General features: G+C 66.7%; 25 protein-coding genes. 10 read left to right on the top strand and 15 right to left on the bottom strand.

The features are described 5' to 3' along the window. Window positions 1-82: 82 nt before the first annotated feature. Window positions 83-1,165 carry a tRNA 2-selenouridine(34) synthase MnmH gene (gene mnmH, locus EV663_RS04325; protein WP_132950562.1) on the top strand — a complete coding sequence of 361 codons (1,083 nt, stop codon included), beginning with the start codon at window positions 83-85 and terminating at the stop codon, window positions 1,163-1,165. On the opposite strand, the gene EV663_RS04330 is transcribed toward mnmH, so the two are convergent. The 9 genes from EV663_RS04330 to EV663_RS04370 form a co-directional block, all read right to left on the bottom strand. After that, on the bottom strand, window positions 1,150-2,283 hold the full coding sequence (locus EV663_RS04330; protein ID WP_165910124.1) for an FAD-dependent oxidoreductase: 1,134 nt from the start codon (window positions 2,281-2,283) through the stop codon (window positions 1,150-1,152). The two genes, mnmH and EV663_RS04330, sit on opposite strands and share 16 nt — an antisense overlap. A gap of 73 nt (window positions 2,284-2,356) precedes the next feature. Further along, window positions 2,357-2,911, bottom strand: coding sequence for a pyridoxamine 5'-phosphate oxidase family protein (locus EV663_RS04335; protein WP_132950564.1), 555 nt, complete (start codon window positions 2,909-2,911; stop codon window positions 2,357-2,359). Further along, window positions 2,904-3,974 carry a lipocalin-like domain-containing protein gene (locus EV663_RS04340; RefSeq protein WP_132950565.1) on the bottom strand — a complete coding sequence of 357 codons (1,071 nt, stop codon included), beginning with the start codon at window positions 3,972-3,974 and terminating at the stop codon, window positions 2,904-2,906. The genes EV663_RS04335 and EV663_RS04340 overlap by 8 nt, the downstream gene beginning before the upstream one ends. Beyond that, window positions 3,964-6,378, bottom strand: a complete 2,415-nt coding sequence (locus EV663_RS04345) for an ABC transporter permease (RefSeq protein WP_132950566.1) — start codon at window positions 6,376-6,378, stop codon at window positions 3,964-3,966. The genes EV663_RS04340 and EV663_RS04345 overlap by 11 nt, the downstream gene beginning before the upstream one ends. After that, window positions 6,378-7,034 (bottom strand): ABC transporter ATP-binding protein, encoded by a 657-nt coding sequence (locus EV663_RS04350; RefSeq protein WP_132950567.1) that lies wholly within the window; start codon window positions 7,032-7,034, stop codon window positions 6,378-6,380. Before EV663_RS04350 ends, EV663_RS04345 begins: the two co-directional genes overlap by 1 nt. Window positions 7,035-7,118: 84 nt before the next feature. Further along, window positions 7,119-7,508, bottom strand: a complete 390-nt coding sequence (locus EV663_RS04355) for a hypothetical protein (RefSeq protein WP_132950568.1) — start codon at window positions 7,506-7,508, stop codon at window positions 7,119-7,121. A 110-nt stretch (window positions 7,509-7,618) separates the two neighbouring features. Continuing rightward, window positions 7,619-7,867 carry a hypothetical protein gene (locus EV663_RS04360; protein ID WP_132950569.1) on the bottom strand — a complete coding sequence of 83 codons (249 nt, stop codon included), beginning with the start codon at window positions 7,865-7,867 and terminating at the stop codon, window positions 7,619-7,621. A 242-nt stretch (window positions 7,868-8,109) separates the two neighbouring features. Then, a complete protein-coding gene (locus EV663_RS04365; protein WP_132950570.1) occupies window positions 8,110-8,748 on the bottom strand; it encodes a class II aldolase/adducin family protein in 639 nt (212 codons plus the stop codon). A gap of 27 nt (window positions 8,749-8,775) precedes the next feature. Further along, a complete protein-coding gene (locus EV663_RS04370; protein ID WP_132950690.1) occupies window positions 8,776-9,234 on the bottom strand; it encodes an Lrp/AsnC family transcriptional regulator in 459 nt (152 codons plus the stop codon). A 135-nt stretch (window positions 9,235-9,369) separates the two neighbouring features. On the opposite strand from EV663_RS04370, the gene ald reads away from it, so the two are divergent. Next, the gene (gene ald / locus EV663_RS04375) at window positions 9,370-10,479 is read left to right on the top strand and encodes an alanine dehydrogenase (protein WP_132950571.1); all 1,110 of its coding nucleotides are present in this window, start codon (window positions 9,370-9,372) and stop codon (window positions 10,477-10,479) included. A 145-nt stretch (window positions 10,480-10,624) separates the two neighbouring features. Next, the gene (locus tag EV663_RS04380) at window positions 10,625-11,326 is read left to right on the top strand and encodes a glutathione S-transferase N-terminal domain-containing protein (RefSeq protein WP_132950572.1); all 702 of its coding nucleotides are present in this window, start codon (window positions 10,625-10,627) and stop codon (window positions 11,324-11,326) included. Between the two features lie 57 nt (window positions 11,327-11,383). On the opposite strand, the gene EV663_RS04385 is transcribed toward EV663_RS04380, so the two are convergent. The 6 genes from EV663_RS04385 to EV663_RS04410 all read right to left on the bottom strand — a co-directional run bounded on the left by EV663_RS04385 (window position 11,384) and on the right by EV663_RS04410 (window position 20,102). Beyond that, on the bottom strand, window positions 11,384-13,015 hold the full coding sequence (locus EV663_RS04385) for a GMC family oxidoreductase (RefSeq protein ID WP_132950573.1): 1,632 nt from the start codon (window positions 13,013-13,015) through the stop codon (window positions 11,384-11,386). A 49-nt stretch (window positions 13,016-13,064) separates the two neighbouring features. Beyond that, window positions 13,065-13,733: a phosphoribosyltransferase gene (locus EV663_RS04390; RefSeq protein WP_132950574.1), complete on the bottom strand. Its 669-nt coding sequence runs from the start codon at window positions 13,731-13,733 to the stop codon at window positions 13,065-13,067. A gap of 156 nt (window positions 13,734-13,889) precedes the next feature. Then, window positions 13,890-16,289 (bottom strand): phenylalanine--tRNA ligase subunit beta, encoded by a 2,400-nt coding sequence (gene pheT, locus EV663_RS04395; protein ID WP_132950575.1) that lies wholly within the window; start codon window positions 16,287-16,289, stop codon window positions 13,890-13,892. A 290-nt stretch (window positions 16,290-16,579) separates the two neighbouring features. Then, a complete protein-coding gene (locus tag EV663_RS04400) occupies window positions 16,580-16,900 on the bottom strand; it encodes a hypothetical protein (RefSeq protein ID WP_132950576.1) in 321 nt (106 codons plus the stop codon). 340 nt (window positions 16,901-17,240) lie between these two features. Further along, complete coding sequence (uvrB, locus tag EV663_RS04405; protein ID WP_132950577.1) at window positions 17,241-19,424, bottom strand: excinuclease ABC subunit UvrB; 2,184 nt, start codon at window positions 19,422-19,424, stop codon at window positions 17,241-17,243. 249 nt (window positions 19,425-19,673) lie between these two features. Continuing rightward, window positions 19,674-20,102, bottom strand: a complete 429-nt coding sequence (locus tag EV663_RS04410) for an FKBP-type peptidyl-prolyl cis-trans isomerase (RefSeq protein WP_132950578.1) — start codon at window positions 20,100-20,102, stop codon at window positions 19,674-19,676. Window positions 20,103-20,317: 215 nt separating this feature from the next. On the opposite strand from EV663_RS04410, the gene EV663_RS04415 reads away from it, so the two are divergent. From EV663_RS04415 to EV663_RS04445, 7 genes are read left to right on the top strand one after another with little or no spacing between them, the layout of a single operon-like run. After that, window positions 20,318-21,007, top strand: coding sequence for a haloacid dehalogenase type II (locus tag EV663_RS04415; RefSeq protein ID WP_132950579.1), 690 nt, complete (start codon window positions 20,318-20,320; stop codon window positions 21,005-21,007). Then, complete coding sequence (locus EV663_RS04420; RefSeq protein WP_132950580.1) at window positions 21,007-21,840, top strand: alpha/beta fold hydrolase; 834 nt, start codon at window positions 21,007-21,009, stop codon at window positions 21,838-21,840. Before EV663_RS04415 ends, EV663_RS04420 begins: the two co-directional genes overlap by 1 nt. Further along, window positions 21,837-22,817, top strand: a complete 981-nt coding sequence (locus EV663_RS04425; protein ID WP_132950581.1) for a threonine ammonia-lyase — start codon at window positions 21,837-21,839, stop codon at window positions 22,815-22,817. The genes EV663_RS04420 and EV663_RS04425 overlap by 4 nt, the downstream gene beginning before the upstream one ends. Then, window positions 22,814-24,022, top strand: a complete 1,209-nt coding sequence (locus EV663_RS04430) for an endonuclease/exonuclease/phosphatase family protein (RefSeq protein WP_132950582.1) — start codon at window positions 22,814-22,816, stop codon at window positions 24,020-24,022. Before EV663_RS04425 ends, EV663_RS04430 begins: the two co-directional genes overlap by 4 nt. Then, a complete protein-coding gene (gene pcaD / locus EV663_RS04435) occupies window positions 24,019-24,807 on the top strand; it encodes a 3-oxoadipate enol-lactonase (protein WP_132950583.1) in 789 nt (262 codons plus the stop codon). Before EV663_RS04430 ends, pcaD begins: the two co-directional genes overlap by 4 nt. Continuing rightward, the gene (locus EV663_RS04440) at window positions 24,800-25,522 is read left to right on the top strand and encodes an alpha/beta fold hydrolase (protein ID WP_243697863.1); all 723 of its coding nucleotides are present in this window, start codon (window positions 24,800-24,802) and stop codon (window positions 25,520-25,522) included. Before pcaD ends, EV663_RS04440 begins: the two co-directional genes overlap by 8 nt. Further along, the gene (locus EV663_RS04445; protein ID WP_132950584.1) at window positions 25,519-26,349 is read left to right on the top strand and encodes a 3-oxoadipate:acetyl-CoA acetyltransferase; all 831 of its coding nucleotides are present in this window, start codon (window positions 25,519-25,521) and stop codon (window positions 26,347-26,349) included. Before EV663_RS04440 ends, EV663_RS04445 begins: the two co-directional genes overlap by 4 nt. Window positions 26,350-26,365 lie beyond the last annotated feature (16 nt).

Genomic DNA, 26,365 nt, shown 5'->3' on the forward strand with positions numbered 1-26,365 from the left:
CGGGCCAAGCCGCGTGTCGGTGCGCGGGCAGAGGGGGCGATAGCCCCTTCCGCCTGCCCGAACTTGGGCGTAGACAGGCGCCATGCCCGTGACGTTGACCTCGCTTTCCGATCTTGCCTCGCTCGATTTCGACGACATCATCGATGTGCGTTCCCCGGCCGAATATGCCGAGGATCATATTCCCGGTGCGATGTCCCTGCCCGCGCTGTCGAACGAGGAACGTGCCCGCGTTGGCACGATCTATACCCGCGAAAGCCCGTTTCGCGCCCGCCGCATCGGTGCCGCGCTGGTCGCGCGCAACGTGGCCAGCCACTTGGAAACCGTGCTGTCCGACCGCCCGAAAAGCTGGAAGCCGCTGCTTTACTGCTGGCGTGGGGGACAACGTTCGGGTTCGGTCGCGCTGATGCTGCGCCAGATTGGCTGGCAGGCCGAGACGGTCGATGGGGGCTGGCGCAGCTATCGGCGGCTGGTCAGTGATGCGCTGTATGGTGCGCCATGGCCCGCGCCCGTGGTGATCCTCGATGGCAATACAGGCACGGCCAAGACTGACATGCTGGCGCTTCTGGCAACTGCGGGTCTGCAGGTGATCGATCTTGAGGGGCTGGCAAACCATCGTGGTTCGCTTTTCGGGGCGATGGCCGGGGGGCAGCCAGCGCAGAAGGGTTTCGAGACGCGCCTGGCGCTCGCGCGGCTGGGTCTGGACCCGACCCGGCCGGTGGTGGTCGAGGCAGAATCTTCCCGGATCGGCGCGGTCAACCTGCCCCCGGCGCTATGGGAGGCTATGAAAACCGCCCCCCGCGTGGTGCTCGGTGCGCCGTTGGCCGCGCGGGCGCGCTACCTTGCGCGGCGCTATCGTGACCTGACCGATGATCCTGCGCGCTTGCTGGCCACCATCGACGCCCTGTCAGGCCAGCACCCGCGCGAGCGGATCGAGCATTGGCGCGCGATGGCGCAAGAGGGCGCATTCGAGGCCCTGGCAGGCGGGTTGATGGAATCCCACTACGATCCCCGCTACGCCAACCAACGCGCGCGTTTCGAGGATCGGTCCTGCGAATATGTCGAGCTTCAGGCGCTGGACGAGGCGGCGCTTGCCGCTGCCCTGCCGCGGGTGATTGCGGCGGTCGAGGCTCTTCGCGCGGCGTGGGCCCCTCAGGGCAGTTCGTGAAACTGCCGCATGAAGCCGCGGTCGATCCTGTCTTTCCAGCGCCAGACCCAGGCACCCTCGATCCGCAGGGGCAGACGGTCGGCGGCGGCGCGCTTGCCGCCCATCGAGATCAGCTTGAGGTAATCGCGCTGCGGCTGGTAGGGGCGGCGCCGACCGCCGGTCAGTTCCGCCCTGAGATTATGGTATAGGATCGGCGCCTCGCGCACGGCATAGACGCCGGCCTTGGGACGCGGGGCGTGGGACAGGTGCGCGCAATCGCCCGCGGCATAGATGGCGGGATCGTTTGTCGCGCGCAGGAACCTGTCCACGCTGACAAAGCCCTTGACCAGGTCGAGCCCGGTTTCGGTCAGCCAGCCCTGTGGACGCGTGCCGGCAGCCCCGATGACGAGGTCCGCGTGGATCGCTTCGCCGCCCGCCAGCATCACGCCGCCTGGTGCGACCCGGACGATCCGCGCGCCGGTGCGCAGCGCCACGCCCCGCGCCGCGACCTGGTCCATCAGTGCCGCTCGCGCGCCGGCCCTTACGTCGCGCAGGATGTCGGGGGCTGCATCCAGCAGCGTGATTTCCGGCACCCGTCCGGCCTGGGCCAGCCGGTGATGCGCGGCAAGGGTCAGTTCCACCCCGGCCACGCCCGCACCTATCACCGCGATGCGGGGGACACCCTGCGCGCCGAGGGCGCGGGCGACGAAACCTTCCCATGCCTCGGCAAAGGCGCCCAGCGGCTTGGCGGGCACTGCATGGTCGGCAAAGCCGGGCATGTCCGGCAGATCTGAGGTGATGCCGATATCCAGCGATGCCAGGTCGTAAGACACTTCGCCATGCCCTGCGACGTGGATGACATGGCGCGTGCGGTCGATCCCCTCGGCCCGGCCCAGGATAACCTCTGCGCCCGCGTGACGGGCCAGCGGAGCCATCGCGATTTCAAGCTGGTCACGGGTGTAATGACCTGCAACCATCCCCGGCAGCATGCCCGAATAGGGGGCGGTCGGGCCGGGGTTGATTACCCTGAGCCTTATGCCCGGCACCGGTTTTCGACCCCACATCCGCAAAACCAGCGCATGTGCATGCCCGCCCCCGATCAGGACGAGGTCGCGGAGGGGCGGTGCTGTGCGGTGCATGGTGTGGCCTTTGGTTTTGTGCGGCTGGCGTGGGCCGTGTTGCATGGGTGCCGCGCGGGGCGGGGCGCAGGGGTCAGGGCGCGCGCCAACTGCCGGCCCAGCCATCGGCAGCGCGAAACAGCGCTCGGCGGTGGTGATCGGGACGCAGGTGCAGGGTTTCGATCTCGGTCAGCCAACCGCGCAGCACGGCAAATGCCGCGCGGTCGGGGCCGGGTGCATGGTCCGAGGGGTGAGGCAGGGGGGCGCCCGGTGCGGGCGAGCCGCCGTAAAGCGTGCGCGATGAGGGCGCGCTTGCCTGCCAATCGGGCTCGACCGCCGGGCCCGAGAGCACCTCGAACCGGGCGCGCAGACGGATTTGCAGCAAAGCCAACCCATCCCAGACCAAAAGCGCGGCGTGCGGTTCGGCGCGCAGTTCGGCCACCTTGGCCGCGCGCAGATCGGAATGGATGTCGACATGACCCGCCGTCCGGTCGGCGGCGCGCAGCACGACCATCCGTGCCTCGGCGCCTGCCGCGCCCCGAGTGGCCAGAACGGGCGTACGGGCTGCTGCGTGGCGATCGAGGATGCCGTCTGAAAGCCTTTGCCAGACGAGGTCCAGAACGCCAGGCAAGGTATTGAAATCATTCATAACCGGTCATCTCCAGATAGCCTGTCCCCGCATGGGTGCCGTTGACCCGGACCGGGCCTTCCCAATAGGGTACCATCGTGTCCATCCACGCATCGCCGCGTAGCGCCGTGATGGTGATATCCACGCCATGCGCGGGCAGCGCAAGACGCCAGCGCGTTGGAATGCGGCGGCCCGCCACTTGCGTTTCCGAAAGCGGCCTCAGCGCCAGCGCGTCGTCTGAAAGCGGCGTGGCGCTGCCGTCCGCGGCGATCCATGTCCCAGAGCGAAACGCTGTGCCCTCGCCGCGCAACTGGAATGCCATAAGCTTGGACCCGTCCTCGAAATGCAACGAGAACCAGTCCCACCCGTTCTGGTCCTCGGCCAATGGCTGGCTGGACCATTCGCGATCCAGCCAGGCCTGGCCGGTCACCGCCACCGCGCCGTCGGGCAGGTCGAGCCGGCCGGTAACGCGATAGAAGGGTTGGGAATAATAGTAACTGGCCTGCCCGCTCTCGGCCTTGACCGAAAACCCCTCCTCGCCATGCAAGACCAGCGGCCCCTCGGCGGCAAGTTGCAGATCATAGCCGAAATCTGCCCCCTGCGCGGTCAGGCTGAGCGCCGATAGGGGGTCCTCACCGGGGGGCGCGATGCCCTGCATGCGCCATTCGTCTATCCAGGCGGCAAAGGGGGCGGTCGTCACCCCGGCCTGCCCGATGCCGCCGCGCGCAATCCGCATGGCGCCGCGATGCGCCGTTTCATCGGTCAGCGCCGCATGTCCCATCCATGCCTGCGATGAAGACCAGCCCGTGCCCGGATTGCCCGGTGCCAGTGCGTTGCGGAACAATGTCCACTGGATGCCATAAGGGGTGCCGTCGGGGGCCTCAAGATTGGCGGTCAGATACCACCATTCGATACGGAAATCTGGATGTGCGCCATGATCGATGGGAAAAGCGAGCCGTTGGCCGCGTTGCGGCAGGCCATAGCCCTCGGCATCGCGCGCCATCCCCGCAAAGCCCTGTGCCAGCGCGCACAACGGCAGCGCAGAGGCCAGCGCCGCGCACAGGACTGCAACCCTAGCGTTCATCGGCAAACACCTTCAACAGGTCGCTTGGGGCCAGACGGGCCAGCCGCCAGGCGGGCCAGGCCGCCGCCAGCCCCGCCGCGGCCAGTGCCAGCAAGCCCAGCCACAGCCAGTCGGCGGGAAAGAGATGCATCGGCAATTTCCATCCGAAGGCCGCGACATTGATCACCGCCAAAAGAACCCAGGCCAGGATCAGCCCAACCGGCACCGCAACCAGCAGCGTCAGCCCCGCCAGCAACATCGCCCGGATCAGTTCCAGCCGCGCCAGCCGCCTCCGCGTAAGACCCAGCGCCCAGACCGGGGCAAGTTGCGGCAGGCGCATGGTGGACAGCGTCAGCAGGCTGGTGAACATCGCGAACCCTGCGACAGCCATTGTCAGCACGTTCAGCGCACCAGTTACCAGGAAGGTCCGTTCGAAGACCATCAGCGAGATTTCCTTGACCCGTCCCTGGTCGATCATGCTGTCAGACGGCAGGCCGAATTCCTCGGTCAGCGCGGTCTTGAGCTCGGGCACGGCGGCCGGGTCGGTGCGGATCGCGTAACGGCGCCGATCGACATCGGGATAAAGCGCGGTCAGGTCGTCGAGCCCGAGGATGACCTGTCCCTTAGGATTGCCGTAATCGGCATAGACCCCGACGAGGGCGCGCACTGCCCCACCCGGAAGCGGGACCGTATCGCCCAGCGCAAGATCTGCGCGTCGCCAGAGCTGTTCGTTCACGATCATGCCCTGGCCGCGGGCAAGCACTTGCCAGGTATCGGCCTCGCCCAGGATCAGCGGCCAGTTGTCTGGATAGGTGCGGTGATCGGCAACGCCGTAGATTTCTACCGGCCCGCCCAGGATGGTGCCCTCTACCTTCCAGATCGGCAACAGCGCGTCGATGCGTGGCGCCAGCCAGTCGCGCAGGCGCCGTGCCTCTTCTTGGTCGCGCGCGGTGACATAAAGTTCCGAGGGCAGGCGCTGGTCCAGCCAATCGGTAAAGGTCAGGCGGAAACTGGCCACCATGGTGCCCACGCCGATATTGGCCGACAGCGCCAGCAACAGCGCCATCAGGGCCAGCGACAGCCCCGGCAGTTGCTGCCGCGTGTCGGCCCAGAACCATTGCGCCAGCGCGCCGCGTGCCAACCTGGCGCCGCCCGCCAGCATCAGCGCCAGAATCCCCGGCAGCGCGAGCGCCGCCGAGATCAGTAACGCGCCCAACAGGATGAAGCCGCCCGCGATCCCCTGCCCGTGAACCGCCGCCAGAACCGCGACCAAGGCCAGGCCACCCGCCGCGATGCCTTGGCGGGCGAGCGCCCGCGTCGAGGCACGTGCCCAGGCGGTGGGCTGTGCAGGTGCCAAGAGCGGAAGGCGCCAGAGTCGCCAAAGGCTTTGTCCCGCCGCGATGGCTGCGCCAGCCAGTGCCATGCCAAGCCCGCCCAGCCACCATTCTGGTCTGAGCGACAGGCTGCCCGACACGGTGGCCCCGTAAAGCCCACGCAGGGTGGCGGCGACATCTGGTAACAGGGCCGCGGCGATCAGGTAGCCCAGCGCGATGCCCACAAGCCCGGCAACCAGCGCCAACAGCACTACCTCGCCCGCCAGCACCACCACGAGGTCGCGCAGCGGCAGGCCCAGCGCGCGCAAGGTGCGGAACATCGGCCGACGCTGCTCGAACGCGAGGCCGATCGCGGAATGCACAATGAACAACCCCACGGCGAAGGACAGCAAGCCGAAGGCGGTCAGGTTCAGGTGGAAACTGCCGGTCAGTTGCGCGGAATCGGCCTGTTCGATGGGCGCGCGACGTTCCAGTCCGGGGGCGATCGCGGCCAGTTCCGGGCGGCTACGCGGCTGGTCTGGCAGGATCAGAAGCCGCGAAAGCCGCCCCTCGGCCCGCAACAGCGACTGCGCGATGCCGATATCGGTGAACAGAAGTCCCGGCGCCATGCCTTCGGCGGCCGCCAGCGGTGGCAGGCCCACCACGCCCGTCAGCGCCGCCACGGTTTCGGGGGCGCCATAGGCAAGGCCGGGCGGGGCGAGAAAGTCGGTGATGCGGGTTTCGTCCAGTATCATGCCGGGCAGGGCACTCCGCGGCGCCGTAAAGGGATCGAGCCCCACGATCTGTACCGAGATGCCTGCGCGCGACCATTGCCCCTCCAGCAGCGGCGATACCTGCCAGCCGGCGCGGCGCAGGCTGACAAAGATATCCTGGTCGAGATGGGGCAGGCCCCGCGCGGGCACCAGGCTTTCCAGCCGGTCCTGTCCCAGAACGCCCGCCGCGCGCGCGTAACTTGCACGCGCCTCGGCGTTGATGGCCTGCACCCCCGACCACAAGGCCGTGGCCAGTGCCAGCCCCAGCAACAGCGTCGCCAGTTGCAGCGGGTGCCGCCGCCAATGCGCCAACAGCGCGGAAAGGGCGACGCGCCGCATCACGCCAGCCGGCCGCCCGTCAATCGCACCCGTCGGCCCAGTCGCCCGGCCAGGCGCGGCGAATGGGTGACCATCAACAACCCCGCCCCGCTTTCCGCGACAAGCTCCAGCATCAGGTCGAGAACGGCATCGCCCGTGGCCTCGTCGAGATTGCCGGTGGGTTCGTCGGCCAGGATCAGTGCAGGGCGGGCGGCAAGCGCGCGTCCGATCGCGACGCGCTGTTGCTGACCACCAGATAGCTGTTCGGGATAGCGGTCATGCAAGCCCTCAAGCCCCAGTCGCATGGCCAGTTCGCCGCACCAGTCCGGGTCATCGCGTCCCGACAGCCGCGCCTGGAAGGCGAGGTTGGCGCGAACCGTAAGCGAGGGGATCAGGTTGAACTGTTGAAAGATCAACCCGACCGTTCCACGGCGCAGCCCGGCCAGGGTCGCGTCATCTGCCCGCGCAAGATCGCAGCCGACAACCACGATCCTCCCGGCATCTGGCCGGTCAAGACCCGCGCACAGGTGCAGGCAGGTGCTCTTGCCCGAACCGGATTCGCCCGTAAGCGCCACCGTCTCGCCCGCCTCAAGCGACAGGCTGACCCCGCGCAGCACGGCGACACGGCTGCCACCGCTGACATGGGACTTCTCGACATTCTCGATATTCAGCAGCATTGCCCGGCCCTTTCCTGCCGCGTCTATCTAGCGCGGCAGGCGCCGGGGCACAGCCCATGCAGGGCGCGGCAAGGCGTCCGCTTTCTAGGGGCGCTCGCGGATACGGCTCTTGGAAAAGATGCGTGGGGTTGGGGCGGCCGGTTGCGGCGGCTCGGTATGGGCCCAGACCGACAACCGGATATCGGGCCCGCCCAGACGTGTCGAGGTGACGTTGACGATGCGTACCCGCGGCTGGTCGCCCCGCCCCAGGATCGGTGCGACCAGCCCGGTCGCCGTCGGGCCCAGATGACCCAGCCGCACCCAGCGTGGCCGCCTGAAGGCGCGAAACGGCACCGGGCGCGCACGGGCAAGGACTGCGATCTTGCCATCCGTCTCGGTCTGCAATCTCAGCGGATCGCCCGGACCCAGACCCAACCTGTCCGGATCGCCGGTCAGCCCGACCACCGCGACGCTGTGAATGATCACCTGCATCATCTGCGTTCTACCCGTTTCTTGAAAGTATTTCCCGACCCATCCTTGCAGGAGGGCCGTTCTGCTCGTTTTTCAACAGGGTAGTGCGTCGATACCGATTCCAGAAGGGCTGTTCAGCCTTCGGCCTGCGGGCGGGTGGGAATCCGCCGAGCCAGCAATTCACCCAGCACGCGATTGGCGGGATTGCGGCTGTCGACCGCGGCGCGCAGGGCCTCTGCCACAAGGCCCTCGGAGGCATCGGGATCCTCGATCTCGAAAAGAAATCGACGTCCCCCAGTATCGCATATGACCTGCTTGCGGCCGAAAAGCATACGCAGCCCCAAGCAGGACCGGCCGTCGCGGCTGTGAAAAACGATACTCATCAAGGTCTCCAGCGTGAGAACAACCACACCATTCTTTGTGTTTTTGGGCGTTAAACCAGAGCCTTGCAGACCAGCATCGATTACCTGTGGCAATAGGGCAACTGAAAGTTGCTATTATGGCGCAGGGCATATGCCCAAATGGATGCGTCTCGGCGCCTTTGGGTATATACTCATCTCTTCGGTGTGTGCTCGGGCGTATTCGTGCCGTGCTGCGGGGCGTCTCGGCCCCGGCGCGAGTCGCGCTATGCCTGGCCGTAGCCGCGGGTGAACTGCGCAACTGCTTCGGCCAATTGATTCTCGTTCAAAAGCGGCGGATCGCCGATCAAGAGCGCGCCGTGATATTGCCGCGCCAGCGCCTCGACCTCCACGGCCAGCCACATCGCCTTGTCCAGGCTCGCCTCGGCGGCCAGCATCCCGTGATGGGCCATCAGGCAGGCCTTGCGCCCCTCCAGCGCCTCGATGATCCGGTCCGACAGCTCCTGGGTGCCGAAGGTGGCATAGGGCGCGCAGCGGATGTTCTCGCCCCCCGCGGCGGCAACCATGTAATGCACCGCCGGGATCTCCATGTGCATGATCGCCAGGGTCGTGCAGTAGGGGGCGTGGGCATGGACCACCGCGCCCAACTCGGGCCGGGCGCGCAGGATGTCGAGGTGAAAGCGCCACTCGCTGGAGGGTTTGCGCCCCCCGTGCGGCGTGCCGTCCATGTCCAGGCGCACGATGTCCTCGGGCACCAGATCCTCGTAGGGGATGGAACTGGGGGTGATCAGGATGTCATCGCCCACCCGCACGCTGATATTGCCCGACGTGCCCTGGTTCAGGCCGACGGTATTCATCTTGAGGCAGGCCGCGATGATGGCCTTGCGGGTGTCCAGATCGTCCATGCTGCGCTCCTTGGCGGTGTGGTCGTGCTATAACGGCAAGGCGGTGGTCTTGAACACCGTCCGCAGCGCGAAAGAGGACTGCATCCGCGCCACGCCCGGCAGGCGCGTGAGGTGCTGGCGGTGGATGCGGGCGAAATCCTCGCTGTCCTCGGCCACGACCTTCAGGATGTAATCCGCGCTGCCTGCCATCAGGTGGCATTCCAGCACATCGGGCACGCGCGCAACGGCCTTTTCAAAGGCTTCGAGTATATCGTCGCTCTGGCCCGACAGGGTGATTTCGACAAAGACGGTGGTCGGGCGGCCCAGCTTGCGCGCATCCAGCAACGCGACGTAATCGCGGATCAGGCCCGAGGCCTCCAGCCGCTGCACGCGCCGGTGGCAGGCCGAGGGCGAAAGGTTCACCCGCTCGCTGAGCTCCGCATTGGAAATGCGACCCTGTTTCTGTAGAACAGTCAGCAGGCGGCGGTCGGTATTGTCAAGCTGCAAGCGCACGCAAGAACTTTCGGTCGAATGCGGGTTTGACGCAAGATTTCACCTCTGGCCCGCCGGTGCAAGCGGCGCTTTTCAAAGCTTTTGTTCGCGCCCTGCGGCATCCTGTCATCACGGGAAAGGGAGAACCGCATGCGCATCGGATGCCCGACAGAAATCAAGCCACAGGAATATCGCGTCGGCCTCACCCCCAACGCCGCGCGCGAGGCGGTGGACCATGGCCACGAGGTTCTGATCCAGACCGACGCCGGGCTGGGTGCGGGATTCACCGATGCCGATTACACCGCCGCGGGGGCGGCGGTCGTGGATACGGCCGAGGAAATCTTCGCCCGGTCCGATCTGATCGTGAAGGTCAAGGAACCGCAGGCCGCAGAGCGCGCGCATCTGCGCGAGGGTCAGGTTCTTTTCACCTACCTGCATCTTGCCCCCGACCCCGACCAGACCCGCGACCTGCTGGCCTGCGGCGTGACCGCCATTGCCTATGAAACCGTGACCGATGCGGCGGGCGGCCTGCCGCTCTTGGCGCCGATGTCCGAGGTCGCCGGGCGTCTGGCCCCGCAGATGGGCGCCTGGGCCTTGCAGAAGGCGAACGGCGGGCGCGGCACGCTGATGGGCGGCGTGCCCGGCGTCGGCCCGGCCGAGGTGGTGGTGATCGGCGGCGGGGTCGTGGGAACCCACGCGGCGCGGGTTGCGGCGGGCATGGGCGCGGACGTCACCGTGCTGGACCGGTCACTGCCACGCCTGCGCTATCTCGACGACGTGTTCGGCGGACGCATCCGCACGGTCTATTCCTCGGGCGGCGCGCTGGCGCGGCTGCTGGACCAGGCCGATCTGGTGGTGGGGGCGGTGCTGATCCCCGGCGCCGAAACACCCAGGCTGGTGCACCGCGCGGACCTTGCCAGGATGAAATCCGGCGCGGTGCTGCTGGATGTCGCCATCGACCAGGGCGGATGCTTCGAAACCTCGCACCCCACCACCCACGAAGATCCGATCTTCGCCGTGGACGGCATCGTGCACTACTGCGTCGCCAACATGCCCGGGGCCGTGCCGCGCACCGCGACAATCGCGCTGGGCAATGCGACGATGCCCTACATGCTGGCTCTGGCGGACAAGGGCTGGCGCCAGGCCTGCACCGATGACCCGCACCTTCTGGCCGGTCTCAATACCCATGCCGGCCTGCTGACGAATGACGCGGTAGGCCGCGCGCAGGGCATCGAGGCGCGCTCGCCGCGGATGACCTGACACGGCATTGACCGTACCGCGCCGGTGCAGCGCGCTGCCGCTGCCTGCTTCTTCTTGGTCAAAATACCCGGTGCGGGTGCCTTCGGCGCCCCCCTTCCATCTTGCGCTCAAACCGCTATCACGGGGCCGGACAAAGGAGGCCCCGATGACCGATCTGACTGATTTTCCGATCACGCGGCACTGGCCGCCGCGCAATCCCGCCGCGATCCAGCTTTATTCCTTTCCCACGCCCAACGGCGTGAAAGTATCCATCATGCTGGAGGAAACCGGCCTGCCCTATGAGGCGCACAAGGTGGACATCAACACGGGCGACCAGTTTTCCGACGCCTTCACCTCGCTCAACCCCAACGGCAAGATCCCCGCGATCATTGATCCCGACGGGCCGGACGGCGCACCTGTCGGCCTGTTCGAAAGCGGCGCGATCCTGATCTACCTGGCCGAGAAGACGGGAATGTTGCTGCCAGCCGATCCGCGCGCACGGGCCGAGGTGCTGCAATGGTTGATGTTCCAGATGGGCGGCATCGGGCCGATGTTCGGGCAGATGGGGTTCTTCGTGAAATTCGGCGGCAAGGACGTGGCCGATCCGATCCCGCGCACCCGTTACGTGACCGAGGCAAAACGGCTGATGGGCGTTCTGGACAAACGGCTTGAGGGGCGCGACTGGGTCTGTGGCGACTATTCCATCGCCGATATCGCGATTGCGCCCTGGCTGCGTGCGGTGCTGGTGGGCTATCAGGCGCGCGAGATCGTGGGCTGGGACGATTTCGCCAACCTGCCCGCCTATCTGGACCGCTTTCTTGCCCGCGATGCGGTGGCGCGCGGCCTTGTCCAGCCGCCGCGGGACTGAGCGCGCACCGACCGGGTGCCCCCCCCGCAAACCGCATGGGCCGACGGGGGGCCACCCCTAAGGGATCGCCTTGGCCCCACCATCGCCGCCGGCCCCTGCGATCATCGCCGCCGCGCGTTCGCCGATCATCATGGCGGGCGCGCCGGTATTGCCGCCGATCACCCGCGGCATGACCGAGGCGTCCACCACGCGCAGCCCTTGCAGACCGCGCACGCGCAGCTGGGGGTCCACCACCGCCATCTCGTCGCGGCCCATCCTGCAGGTGCCCACCGGGTGATAGATCGAATCGGCACGTGCGCGGATATCGGCGGCAAGCGCCGCATCGCTGCCGTCATGGGGATACAGCCGTCCGCCCCGCCAGGGCGCCAGCGCCTGCGCGCCCAGAACCCGCTCCATGATCCTGGCGCCGCGCATCAGCGTGGCCAGATCCTCGGGATGGGACAGGAACGCCGGGTCGATCCGCGGGGGATCGGCGGGGTTGCGGCTGACCAGCCCCACGCTTCCCCGGCTTTGGGGCCGCAGCGCGCAGACATGGCAGCTATAGCCGTCGGCCAGGTGCAGCCGGCGCATGTGGTCGTCCTCGATCCCGATCACGAAATGCAGTTGCAGGTCGGGCCGGTCCAGCCCCGGCCGCGAATGCACGAAGGCCCCGGCCTCGGCATAGGGGGTGGCGAACAGCCCCTCGCCGGTCTTGCGCCATTTTCCGGCCGCCCGGCCCAGCCGGACCAGCCCGCGCGGGTTCAGCCCCACCACGTCGCGGCGCCGCGAGCGGTGCAGGATCGTGTAGTTCAGGTGATCCTGCAGGTTCTGCCCCACACCGGGCAGCACATGCACCGGCGCGATCCCATGGGCGGCCAGTTCGTCCTCTGGCCCGATGCCCGAAAGCAACAGCATTTGGGGCGAGTTGAAGGCGCCGCCCGACAGGATCACCTCGCCCCGCGCCGCGATCTTGCGGCGACGGCCGTTTCGCCGGACCAGAACGCCCGCGGCGCGGCCCGCCTCGATCAGCACCCGTTCGGCGCGCGTTCGGGTCAGCACCGTCAGGTTCGCCCGTCCCAGCGCCGGGAACAGATAGGCGGCCGCGGCCGAACACCGTTCGCCCTTGCGCTGACCTTGCCGGAACTGCTTGACCTGGAACAGCCCCGCGCCCGCCTGTTCCGGCCCGTTGAAATCGTCGTTGCGGGGGATCTGGGCCTCGGCACAGGCCTCGACGAAGGCGCGGGAAATCCGGCGCGGCGCGCTTTGGTCGCTGATCTGCACGGGACCGCCGCCGCCATGCCAGTCGTCGCCACCGCGCCCATTGCCCTCCAGCTGCAGGAACCACGGGCGCACGTCGGCCCAGGACCAGCCCTCGGCCCCCAGATCGGCCCATTCGTCATAGTCGCGCGGGTGGCCCCGGACATACAGCATGGCATTGATCGCGCTGGACCCGCCCAGCGCCCGCCCGCGTGGCTGAAACCCGCGCCGCCCGTTCAGCCCCGGCTGCGGGGTGGTAAGGAAGGCGTAGTTGTTGATCCGGGGCCGTCCCGAGATCATCGCCGGGATCAGCGCGGGCGCCCGGATGAAGATGTCGTCGCCGCCCCCGCCTGCCTCGATCAGGCAGACCGAGACATGCGGATCCTCGCTCAGACGCGCGGCCAGAACACAGCCGGCCGACCCGCCACCGATGATGACATGATCGAATTCCATGGCCGCCAGCCTAGACCATGTCGCGGCCACGGCCAGCACCCAAATCGCCTCAGCCGGGCCTGCCGTCCTCGAGATCCTGCCCGTTCCGGAACTGGCGCAGCAACTGCACCACTTCCTCGTCGCTGACCTGGTCGAAATCGCGGTAATACATGCCGACCGCGCGGAAATCTCGCGGCGCCTCAAGGAAGATCAGCCGGTCTGTCATCCCTCGCATCTGCCAGATCAGGTCTTGCGGGCCAACGGGCACGGCCAGCCAGACCTCGACCGGCCCGCGCTTGCGCAAGGCTTGCAAAACGGCCCGGGCGGTCGCGCCGGTGGCCATCCCGTCATCGACCACGATCACCGTGCGACCGGCAATTCTCTCCGGCCTGCACCCTGCCAGGTAAAGACTGCGCCGGGTCTCGATCTCGGCCAGCTTCTCTGCCACGGCATCGGTGAAATCGGCCTGGACCAGCCCGGCATGGTCCAACAACTCCGCATTGAAAACCACCTCGCGCGCTCCGCCATCGACCACGGCGCCCGCGGCCAGTTCCGGATTGCCCGGCATGGCGATCTTGCGCACCAGCGCCAGGTCCAGCGGTGCGCCCAGGGCACGGGCCACCGGCACTGCCACCGGTACGCCGCCACGCGGCAAGGCCAGTACCAGGGCATTCTCCGGTTCCAGGGCCGCGACTTTCTCGGCCAGCCGACGCCCGGCCTCTTCCCGGTTATCGAACATTCCGCCTCTCCCTGTTCCCGACGCTGGCACATTATGCCGCCCTTGGGGTGCCTCTCCAAGCCCCGTGCGCGCTGCGTCTGCTTCTTCTTGGGGGAAATACCCCGGGGGGTCTGGGGGGCGGCGCCCCCCAGCCTCTCCGCCCGGACCGTTCCCCGGTCAGCCGCGCAGGGTGCCGCCGGTGGCTTTCCCGACCTTGTCGACGATCTTGCGGCCCACGGCCTCGATCTCGTCCTCGGTCAGGGTCTTGTCCACGGGTTGCATCCGCACGGTGATGGCCAGCGATTTCTTGCCCTCGCCCAGGCTGCCGCCGATGAACTCGTCGAACACGCGGACCTCTTCGATCAGGGCCTTGTCGGCGCCTGTCGCGGCGTTGACCACGTTGATCGCCTCGACCCCGGCATCCAGCACGAAGGCGAAATCGCGTTCCACCGCCTGCAGGTCAGAGGCTGCCAGCGCGGCCCGCGTCGCGCCCTTCTTGCGCGGCATCGGCGGTTCTTCCAGGTAGACGGTGAAGGCCATGGCGGGGCCCTTGACGTCCATCGCCTTCAGCACCTTGGGGTGAAGCTCGCCGAACACGGCCATCACCTTTTTCGGCCCAAGGCAGATCCGGCCCGACCGGCCGGGATGCCACCACTCCGGCGCCTCGCGCAGGATCTGCGCCTTGGCGGGCGCGCCGATGGCGGCCAGCACCGCCTCGACATCGGCCTTGGCGTCATAGACATCGACCGCCCGGCGCGAGCCAAAGGGATCGCGCGGCGCCACGCCGCCCACCAGCAGGCCCGCGACCTGGATATGCTGTTCTTCCGGTTCGGCGCCGTGAAAGGCGGGGCCGACCTCGAACAGCGACAGGTCCATGAATCCGCGCGCCTGGTTGCGGGCCGCTGCCTGCAACAGGCCCGGCAGCAGGTCGGGCCGCATATGGCTCATCTCGCTGGAGATCGGGTTCTCCAGCGCCATCGCATCGGTCCCGCCCCCGAACAGCGCGGCGCTGTCGGCATCGATGAAGGAATAGGTGACGCATTCGTTGTAGCCCAGCGCCGCGCAGGTGCGCCGCGCCATCGCCTCGCGTTTTTGCATCGGCGTCAGGATACCGGCGGGCACCCCCACATGGGCGCGGGCCAGGCGCTTGCCCTCCAGTTTCGTCAGCGAGGCCACGCGCGCGACCTCTTCCACCAGGTCGGCCTCGCCCAGAACGTCGGGACGCCAGGACGGCACATGGGCCACATCGCCCTCCAGCCGGAAGCCCAGCGCGGTCAGGGTCGCGCGCTGTTCCTCGGCGGGGATTTCCATGCCGACCAGGCTCTCGACCCGCGCGGTGTCCAGCTTGTAGGCGCGCGACGTGTCGGGGATTTCGCCCGCGACGACCACTTCGGACGGCTCCCCGCCGCACAGGTCCAGGATCATCTGCGTCGCGGCCTCGATGCCCTGGGGCGTCCAGTCAGGGTCGATCCCCCGCTCGAACCGATAGCGCGCATCGGAATTGATCTTGAGCGCGCGGCCGGTCATCGCGGTGCGGATCGGGTCGAAATAGGCGGCCTCCAGGAACACGTTCACCGTCTGCTCAGAGCAGCCCGAAACCTCGCCGCCCATCACGCCGGCAAGGCTTTCGACCGTGTCGCCCACCGAGATCGCGGTCATGCCGGGCTGCAGGACGTATTCCTTTTCGTCGAGGGCAAGGAACCGCTCGCGCCCCTGTGCTGCATGCACCCGCAGCCCGCCCGCGACCTTGTCCGCGTCGAAGACGTGCAGCGGGCGGTTCATGTCGAAGGTAAAGAAGTTGGTGATATCGACCAGCGCCGAGATCGGGCGCAAACCGATGGCGCGCAGGCGGTCTTGCAACCACTGGGGCGAGGGGCCGTTCTTTACGCCGCGGATCACCCGGCCGTAAAACACCGGGCAGGCGCGCTCTTGCGTTTCGGGGTCGATGCTGACGGGGATCGGGCAGGGGAACTGGCCCGCGACGGGCGTGACCTGCACCGGTTTCAGCGTGCCCAGACCCCGCGCGGCGAGGTCGCGGGCGATGCCATGCACCCCCAGCGCGTCGGGGCGGTTGGGGGTGATCGCGATCTCGATCACCGGATCGACCTTGGCGGGGTCGTGTTCCGCGAGCCAGTCGATGAATTTCTGCCCGACCTCGCCCGAGGGCAGTTCGATGATGCCGTCATGTTCGTCCGACAGCTCCAGCTCGCGTTCCGAGGCCATCATGCCATGGCTTTCCACGCCGCGGATCTTGCCCACCGAGAGGGTCACGTCGATGCCGGGCACGTAATCGCCGGGTTTCGCCAGGACCACGGTGATCCCCTCGCGCGCGTTGGGGGCGCCGCAGACGATCTGTTTCTCGCCTTCGTCGGTGTCCACCATGCAGACGCGCAGGCGGTCGGCATCGGGGTGCTGCTGCGCGCTTTTCACCTTGGCGATGGTGAAGCTGCCGAGCTTGTCGGCGGGGTTTTCCACGCCTTCGACCTCAAGGCCCAGATCGGTCAGCGCGTCGAGGATCTCGTCGAGGCTCGCCTCGGTATCGAGGTGGTCCTTCAGCCAGGAAAGGGTGAATTTCATCGGAACGGACGCCTGTGCAGGGGTATCGGGTTGCGCGCGTGTCTAGCCCAAAGGGGGGCGGGGGAAAAGAGGGGGGCGCGAAAGAGGGCGGCGTCTGCGCGTCCCGCACAGCCGAAGATGGCTCTGCCGCGATCTCGGCGGGTCAACAACGGGCGGATCATGGCAGCGGGCGCCTGCGATGGCCCCGCCTAGCGGCCCAGGCGCGGGATGGGCACAAGCCGGATATCGCGCTCACACCACCCCATTCGCCGTTTCGGGGGGGGCGCCTGCGGGCGGCGCCCGACCGTGTTTCAGGGGCGCCCGGCGCGCTTTTGCAATGCTGCGACGAACTCTGCCGCCGCCGCATCGTCGCGCGCCGCGCGAATGGCGGCGACATGGCTTGCGGCCGCGGGGCTGGACTTGGCGATCGCGTCGAAAAGCGGATCGTCATAGCCCCGCCTTGCGGGTGCGATGGCCGGGCGTTGGGCAACCTGTTTTGCCTCTTGCAGTTCCAGCCATTGCAGGAAGGTTTGGTAAGCCTCGACCGCCTTTTCGTATTCGGCCTCGTTCAGTGCAAGATGCCCATGGTCGAACACCTCGTCGGGTGACGGTCTGAGTGTTGGGCGTTTCATGGCCCCATCCCTCTGTTGGACAAGGCCAGCATAGCGCGAATCGGTGCGAATCGGAACTTCGAAATGCACTCTTGGGTTGTGACCGGCCATGGCAGTGGAAAACGCGGACGATTTTAGACCACAGGTTTTTGCAATCGGGCAGGTCTTGACGGGAATGTCCTTGAATGCCTGCCTTGTCCAGGCGCCGTCGGGTCCGGGGCATTGCCGCGCCACTTCATTCCAGGACGCAATGCGCCGCCGCGTCCCGTTCGGATATGGCTTTGGCATATGGGCCAGAGCTGCCTTGACGAAATGAGGCGCCGATCCCGGGAGAGGCGCGTTCCGGCATCGGGCCCGGCTTTCACCGCCTTCCCCGTTTCCCGCCTCTTTGTCCGGCCCGCCCCGCCGTCGACCGTCCCTTGGCCCCCTTGGCGGCCTCTACCGCGTCCTCGACTGCCGATTGCCTTGCCAGTGGGTCGTCGGCTATGGCCAGGTCCACGGCCTCCAGCCGCTTGATCTCGTCGCGCAGGCGCGCGGCTTCCTCGAATTCCAGGTTCTCGGCGGCCTTGCGCATCTCGGCGCGCAGTCCGTCCAGATGGGCCTCCAGGTTGGCGCCGTGCATCGGCTTGTCGATCTGCGCCGTGACGCGCGCCATGTCCGTGTCGCCCTGGTAGAGTCCGGCAAGGATGTCGTCGACATTCTTGCGGACGGTTTCGGGCGTGATTCCGTGTTCCTCGTTATAGGCGATCTGTTTCTCGCGGCGGCGTTCGGTTTCGCGCATGGCGCGTTCCATGCTGCCGGTGATCCGGTCGGCATACATGATGACCTTGCCCTCGGCGTTGCGCGCCGCCCGGCCGATGGTCTGGATCAGCGAGGTTTCGGACCGCAGGAAGCCCTCTTTGTCCGCGTCCAGGATCGCGACCAGCCCGCATTCGGGTATATCCAGCCCCTCGCGCAGCAGGTTGATGCCGATCAGCACGTCGAAGGCGCCCAGCCGCAGGTCGCGCAGGATCTCGATCCGTTCGATCGTGTCGATGTCCGAATGCATGTAGCGCACGCGGATGCCCTGTTCGTGCAGGTATTCGGTCAGATCCTCGGCCATGCGTTTCGTCAGCACGGTGCAGAGCGTGCGGTAGCCCGCGGCAGACACCCGGCGCACCTCGTCCAGCAGGTCGTCTACCTGCATTTCCACGGGGCGGATTTCCACCGGCGGGTCCAAGAGGCCCGTTGGCCGGATCACCTGTTCGGTGAAGACGCCGCCGGTCTGTTCCAGCTCCCACGCGGCGGGGGTGGCCGAGACGAAGATCGACTGCGGCCGCATGGCGTCCCATTCCTCGAACTTGAGGGGGCGGTTGTCCATGCATGACGGCAGGCGGAACCCGTGCTCGGCCAAGGTGAATTTCCGCCGGTAGTCGCCGCGGTACATGCCGCCGATCTGGGGCACGGTGACGTGGGATTCATCGGCAAAGACGATGGCGTTGTCGGGGATGAATTCGAACAGGGTGGGGGGCGGTTCGCCCGGCGCGCGGCCGGTGAGGTAGCGCGAATAGTTCTCGATCCCGTTGCAGACGCCGGTGGCCTCCAGCATCTCGATGTCGAAATTGGTGCGCTGTTCCAGGCGCTGGGCCTCCAAGAGCTTGCCCTCGCCGACAAGCTGGTCCAGCCGCTGGCGCAGCTCCTTCTTGATCGACTGAACCGCCTGTTGCATGGTGGGTTTCGGCGTCACGTAATGCGAATTGGCGTAGACGCGGATCCGCTCGAACGTGTCGGTCTTCTGGCCCGTCAGCGGGTCGAACTCGGTAATGCCCTCCAATTCTTCACCGAAGAAGGACAGGCGCCAGGCGCGGTCCTCCAGGTGGGCGGGCCAGATTTCCAGCCCGTCGCCGCGCACCCGGAAACTGCCCCGCTGAAACGCCTGGTCGTTGCGCCGGTATTGCTGGGCCACCAGATCGGCGATCACCTTGCGCTGGTCGTAATCCTGCCCGGTGATCAGGTCCTGGGTCATCGCGCCGTAGGTTTCGACCGAGCCGATGCCGTAGATGCACGACACCGAGGCCACGATGATCACGTCGTCCCGTTCCAACAGCGCCCGGGTGGCCGAGTGGCGCATCCGGTCGATCTGTTCGTTGATCTGGGATTCCTTTTCTATGTAGGTGTCCGAGCGCGGCACATAGGCCTCGGGCTGGTAGTAGTCGTAATAGCTGACGAAGTACTCGACCGCGTTGTCCGGGAAGAAGCCCTTGAACTCGCCGTAGAGTTGCGCGGCGAGCGTCTTGTTGGGGGCTAGGATGATGGCGGGGCGCTGGGTTTCCTCGATCACCTTGGCCATGGTGAAGGTCTTGCCGGTGCCGGTCGCGCCCAACAGCACCTGGTCGCGTTCGCCCGCGCCGACCCCTTCGGACAGCTCTGCTATCGCCGTGGGCTGGTCGCCCGCGGGCTGAAACGCGGTCTGCATCACGAAGCGCTTGCCGCCCTCGAGTTTTTCTCGCTCGCGGATGGGCGGGGCGGGGGCGTTCAGCGCGGGGGGGTCGGTGGAATAGGGCATGGGCGGCATCCTTGTCAGGCCCTAGACTTGTCGTCTCGTCTGCCGGGTTCAAGGCCCATCGCACGGATCGGCGCACCGGCTGGTGCGGCACCCCTCACCTGCATAGCTGAAATGGGCAAACCTGTCCGGGTGCGCATCCAGCATGTCACCGTGGACAGGCAGGCTTGATCAACGCGATGGAAAAGATGCGCGCCATGCCAGGTCCGGGCGGGTCGGCCCGACGACACGGCGCGCGCCCTGCCGCCAGTATCAGCCGATCGAGACCAGTTCGATCGCGAAGGTCAGATCCTTGCCCGCCAATGGATGATTGGCATCCAGAACGACCTGTTCCTCGGTTACCTTGGTGACCACCACGGGCATCACCTGACCATCGGGGGATTGAAGTTGCAGCCGGGTGCCCGGATCAAGCGGAATATCGTCTGGCACCTGGGCGCGCGGGATTGCCTGGCAGGCATCGGGGTCATGCACGCCATAAGCCTCGGCGCAGGGGATCTCGACGGTTTTCCTGTCGCCCGCGCTCATGCCCGGAAGCGCCTTGTCCAGGCCCGGGATGATCTCGCCCGAGCCGACGGTGAATTCCAGCGGCTCGCGCCCCTGCGAACTGTCAAAGGTGGTGCCGTCTGCCAGCGTGCCGGTATAGTGTATGCGAACCTTGTCGCCCGGTTTGACCTGGGTCATCGGTCTCTCTTCTGCTTGTGGGATGAATTTGCAGAGGCCGCGCGGCGCGCAGGTGCTCTGGGTGTGGGACAAGCCTAAAGAGGTTGGGCGCGATGTAAACCCCGGACCGGCGAACCGGCCAGTCCTTTGGCGCCGCGCGGGGATCGCGGGGGCGACGGGCGATGGGGCCTTTCCCCGCCTGCGCCGCTGTGCCAGTCTCAAGGCTGGAGGACAAGATGCCGATCACGACTTGCGTTTTCGATGCCTATGGGACGTTGTTCGATGTGACGGCCGCCGCCCGCCAAGCCGCGGCCGAGCCTGGCAACGGCGCGCTGAACGACGTCTGGCCGCGCCTGGCCGAGGATTGGCGGCGCAAGCAACTTGAATATACCTGGCTCAGGGCCATTGCCGGGGCCCATGCCGATTTCTGGCAGGTAACCCAGGACGGGCTGGATTGGGCGATGGAGGCCGCGGGGCTGACCTGTGCGGAGGGATTGCGCGCACGGCTTCTGGCGCTTTACCGCGAATTGTCTGCCTTTCCCGAAGTGCATGACGTTCTTTCGGCGCTGAAGCAATCGGGCAAAGCCACGGCGATCCTGTCGAACGGATCGCCCGCCATGCTGTCCGAAGCGGTGGCCTCGGCGGCGATCGGCGATCTGTTGGACGATGTTCTCTCGGTCGAGGATGTCGGAATCTACAAACCGCACTCCTCGGTCTACGATCTCGTGGGGAAAAGATTTCTCGTAGAAAGATCGCAGGTCCTGTTCGTGTCGTCAAATGGCTGGGACGCGGCGGCGGCGACCGGCTATGGGTTCACGACCGCCTGGGTCAACCGCGCGGGGGCGCCGGTGGACCGGATGCCATGGCGCCCGGCCCATATCATGGGTGATCTGACCGGCATTCCAGCGCTTGCAGAGGCGGGCTGATGCCGCGTTTTGCCGCCGATGACGGGGTAATGCTGGCCTATGACGACTGCGGGCAGGGCCCGGTGCTGTTATGCCTTGCGGGGCTTACCCGGAACATGGATGATTTCGAACCGGTGGTGGACCGGTTCGCCGGTCTTGCGCGCATCCTGCGGCTGGACATGCGGGGGCGGGGCGGTTCCGACCACGATCACGATTTCATGAATTACAACCTGATCCGCGAGGGGCGCGATGCGCTGGCGCTTCTGGATCATCTGGGGATCGCGCGGGCGGCGATCCTGGGCACCTCGCGCGGGGGGTTGGTTGCCATGACGCTGGCGGCCGGTCACAGAGACCGGTTGAGTGGTGTCTGCCTGAACGATATCGGCCCGATGATCGAGCCGCGCGGGCTGGCTTACATCATGGATTACCTCGGCAAACTGCCCGGCTATGCCGATTACGACGATGCGGCTGACAAGCTGTCGGTTGGCATGGCGGGGCGCTTTGTCGGTGTGTCGTGGACCCAGTGGCGCGATCATGCAAGGCGGCTGTGGATGGAAACGCCCGAGGGGTTGGCGCTGCGCTATGATCCCCGGTTACGGCACGCGGTGGCCGAGGCGTCGGCAGCGGATGCCATACCCGACCTGTGGCCGCTGTTCGAGGCGCTGAAGGATTTGCCGGTGGCGCTGATCCGGGGAGAAAATTCCGACATCCTGTCGGCCGCGACCGCCGCGGAGATGTGCCGCCGTCGTCCCGACATGATCTATGCCGAGGTGCCTGGTCGTGGGCATGTGCCCTTTCTGGACGAGCCCGAGGCGGTCACGGCGCTGGGGCTGTTTCTGGAGCTGGTGCAATGAACATCGAGATGATCGAGGCCGCCGCGGCGCGGCTGGCGGGCCATGCGCGGGTGACGCCGTTATTGTCCTCGCCCTTTCTGGACGAGCTTGCAGGGCGGCGCGTCCTGGTCAAACCCGAATGCCTGCAACAGACCGGCAGTTTCAAGTTCCGCGGCGGCTGGGCGGCGGTTTCGGCCCTGCCCGATGACATCCGCGCCCGCGGCGTGATCGCGTTTTCCTCGGGAAACCATGCCCAGGGCGTGGCCCGTGCCGCGGCCCTGCACGGAGTGCCCTCGGTGATCGTGATGCCCTCGGACGCGCCGCGGCTCAAGATCGCAAATACCCGTGCGCTGGGCGCCGAGGTGGTGCTGTATGATCGCGCAAGCGAGGATCGCGATGCGCTTGGCGCCCGGCTGGCCGAGGAACGCGGCCTGACCCTGATCAAGCCCTTTGACGAACCGCAGGTGATCGCGGGGCAGGGGACATGCGGGTTGGAAATCGCCGTGCAGGCGGCCCAGGAGGGCGTGAGCGAGGCCGATGTGCTGATCCCCTGCGGCGGCGGCGGGCTGACCTCGGGCATCGCGCTGGCGCTTGCGGCCCGTGCGCCGGGGCTGATCGCGCGGCCGGTGGAACCGGAGGGGTTCGACGACACCGCCCGCTCGCTGGCCTCCGGCCGGATCGAGCGGAATGCGCGGCTGGCAGGCTCGATCTGCGATGCGATCATCACGCCCAGTCCCGGAGAGGTCACCTTTCCAATCATGCATCGGCTAGGTGGACCCGGCCTTGTCGTGACAGAAGAGGAGGCCCTGCGGGCGATGGCGGCGGCCTTTCTGCGGCTCAAGATCGTTCTGGAACCGGGCGGCGCGGTGGCTTTGGCGGCCGCGCTCTATCACCCCGCGGCCGTGGCCGGTGAGGCGGTGATCGCCGTGGCCTCGGGCGGGAATGTTGACCCCGACCTGTTTCGAATGGCGCTTGATCGCTATGGGGAGGACGCATGAAAACTTTCACGATTGCAACATTCAACGTGAAGAACCTGATTGGCGCCAAGCAGGAATATTATCTTTTCGAACAATATAGTTCCGAAGAATATGCTTGGAAAGAAGACTGGTTGGCCGAACAACTGACCCGCATGAATCCCGACATTGTCGGGTTCCAGGAGATTTTCGAGGCCGAACCGTTGCAAAAGGTGATCGCGGGCGCTGACGAACGGGGGCTGGCCTCGAATGCCGCCTCTATCCCGGAGGGACGGAAGGGCATTGGCCGCAAGGCTATCTTTCGCAAGCTCGAATATGATCCCTATGGCGATGCTGCGCTCGCCTTTGCGCCCAACCTGTCCGATAGCGGGCCGGGTGAACGGCGGCCGGGGGTTGCGATCCTGTCGCGTTTCGGGTTCGTTGACGACCCCCAGGCGATCCAGCTGCTCGACCCGCCGATCGACATTCCCTTTCATCACCTTGGCGGGGGCGAGGCGGGCAGCTATCAGATCAAGCGGCTGTCGCGCCCAATCCTGAAGGTGCGCATTCCCTTGGGCGAGCATGTCGTCACGGTGTTCAATACCCACCTGAAATCCAAGCTGGGTGAATTCGTCCGTCCCCACGGTGCGCGTTTCTCACCCGAGGTGGACCTGTTGAACTACGACGCTCCGGGCCGCGCGATGGGTTTTTTGCGCGCGTCGGTGCGCCGGATGGCCGAGGCCTGGGTGCTGCGCAAGCTGGTGCTGGACGAGTTGGATCAGGGCCGCCCGGTGATGGTGCTGGGCGATCTGAACGACAATGAACACTCTGTCACGCTGGAAATCATCGAGGGCGAGATGCCCTTCGTGAACTACGAGTGGATGCGCCGCCATGACGCCCGCGATGAGGCCGACCGCTATAGCCCGGTCGAGGCCGCACAGATCAGGGAGAGCATAGAGAGGGTGCGCCTGCATTCTGCCGAAAAGCTGTTTGTCCGCAAAAGTTTGCGTGACATGGTCTACACGGCGTCCTTCGGCGGCGTGTTCGAGTCGCTTGACACCATCCTGATGTCGCGTCACTTCCATCCCGATTGGCCCGGACGCATCGCCGAGATGGATTATTTCAGCGTTTTCAACGACCACATAACCGATGGCTCGCATCCCGAGGCGCCCTATAACAAGCTGGCCTCGGATCACGGGCAGGTCATGGCGCATATGCGCATGCGTGCAGCGCCGGAGGGTCGCCAATGAGAATTGCCGGTCTGGGCGACGTTGCGCTGCATTACCGCGACGAGGGCGATCCGGATGGCCCGGCGGTGGTTTTTGCCAATTCACTGGGTACAGACCTGCGGCTGTGGGATGATCTTGTGCCGCTTTTGGTCGGCGGTCTGAGGATCATCCGTTACGACAAGCGGGGTCATGGGCTGTCGTCCTGCCCGGCCGGTCCCTATTCCATGGGCACCCTTGTTCGCGATGCCGAACGATTGCTGGATTACCTGGGCGTGCGCGATTGCGTTTTCGTTGGTCTTTCAATCGGCGGCATGATCGCGCAGGGATTGGCGGTCAAGCGGCTGGACCTGGTGCGCGCGATGGTGATCTCGAATACCGCCGCCAAGATCGGCGCCAAGGAGGTCTGGGCCGCCCGCATGGCCGCCGTCCGCGAAGGCGGGATCGAGGCCTTGGCCGACGCCACGATGGAGCGCTGGTTCTCCCGCCCCTTCCGCGAAAGCCCCGATTGCGTGCTCTGGCGCAACATGCTGACCCGCCAGCCGGCAGAAGGCTACCTGGGTTGCTGTGCTGCGATCTCGGGTACCGATTTCTATACGCCGACCGCGGGTTTGACCTTGCCCACGCTGGCGATCGCGGGGTCCGAGGACGGGTCGACCCCGCCCGACCTGGTGCGCGAAACCGCCGAGCTGGTGAAGGGATCGCGCTTTCACCTGGTCCGGGGGGCGGGGCATCTGCCTTGCGTCGAGAAACCGGGTGAATACGCCGAGGTGCTGAACGGCTTTCTAAAGGATATCGCTCATGTCTGAGGGACCGATCACCGAATTCCTGTTGATCCACGGGTCCAACCACGGGGCGTGGTGCTGGCGCGATGTGCTGCCGCCCCTGGCCGCTGCGGGCCATGCCGCGCGCGCCATCGACCTGCCCGGCGCGGGTCTGGACGGCACGCCCCTGGACGCGGTGACGCTGGACAGCTACCGCGATGCGGTGCTGGGCGCGCTGCATGGACGGACGATCCTGGTGGGCCATTCCCTGGGTGGCGTCACGATCACCGCCGCCGCGGCTGCGGCCCCCGAAAAGGTGGCCGCGCTGGTCTATCTGTGCGCCTGGGCGCCGCGGCCGGGCGACAGCGCCCGCGACCTGCGCGCGCGTTACGGCTGTGAGGCGCTGATGGGCGCGATGCGCCGCAGCCCGGATCGCCTGACCACCAGTTTCGCGGACGAGACGCTGGAGGAGCTTTTCTACCACGACTGCCCGCCGGGCACCGCGGATTATGCCCGCGATCATCTGTCCGCGCAGCCCATTGCGCCGGGCATGGCGCCGGCCCTTGCCGTACCGGACAGCGTGCCGCGCCACTACATCCGCTGTACCGGCGACCGGATCATCCCGCCCGAGGCGCAGGCCGACATGACACGAGACTGGCCTGCCGATCATGTCCATGACCTGGCCACCGGACATTCGCCCTTTTTTGCCGACCCCGTTGGGCTGGCAGAGCTGCTGACAAGGATTGCCGAGAAACCATGACCAAACCCTGCATCATCTGTGTCGCCATCACCGGGTCCGTCCCTCGCAAGCAGGACAACCCGGCGGTTCCGATCACCATCGCCGAACAGGTCGAAAGCGTGCATGAAAGCTTCGAGGCCGGGGCCTCTATCGCGCATTGCCATGTGCGGGAAGAGGACGGCACACCCACCTCTGATCCCGACCGTTTTGCCCGGCTGATGGAGGGGATTCACAAACATTGCCCCGGCATGATCGTGCAATTGTCCACCGGGGGCCGGTCTGGTGCGGGGGCGGCGCGCGGGGGGATGCTGCCGTTGCGGCCCGACATGGCCTCGCTCTCTGTAGGGTCCAACAATTTTCCGACACGAGTCTACGAGAACCCGCCCGAACTGGTGGATTGGCTGGCCTCGGAAATGCAGAAATACGACATCAAGCCCGAGATCGAGGCGTTTGACCTGAGCCACATTTTCCAGGCGGTCAAGCTGAGCGAGGACGGGCGTTTGACCAAGCCCCTCTATGTTCAGTTCGTGATGGGGGTCAAGAACGCGATGCCCGCGGACAAGCCCAGCTTCGACTTCTATGTCGAGACATTGAAACGGATCGCGCCGGATGCGGAATGGTGCGGCGCCGGGATCGGCCGCCACCAGGTCGAGGTGAACGAATGGGCCATCGCCGCGGGCGGTCATACCCGCACCGGGCTGGAGGATAACGTGCGCTGGGATCGTGAAACCCTGGCGCCCTCGAACGCGGCGCTGGTCCGGCGCGCGGTCGAGATATGCCAGAAACACGAACGTCCCGTCGCCACCTGGGCCCAGGCACGCGATATGCTGGGGTTGCGTCCCGGCTGAGGTGTGAAAGGGGTTT

This window comes from Rhodovulum bhavnagarense (genome assembly GCF_004343505.1).
GTDB lineage: Bacteria > Pseudomonadota > Alphaproteobacteria > Rhodobacterales > Rhodobacteraceae > Rhodovulum > Rhodovulum bhavnagarense.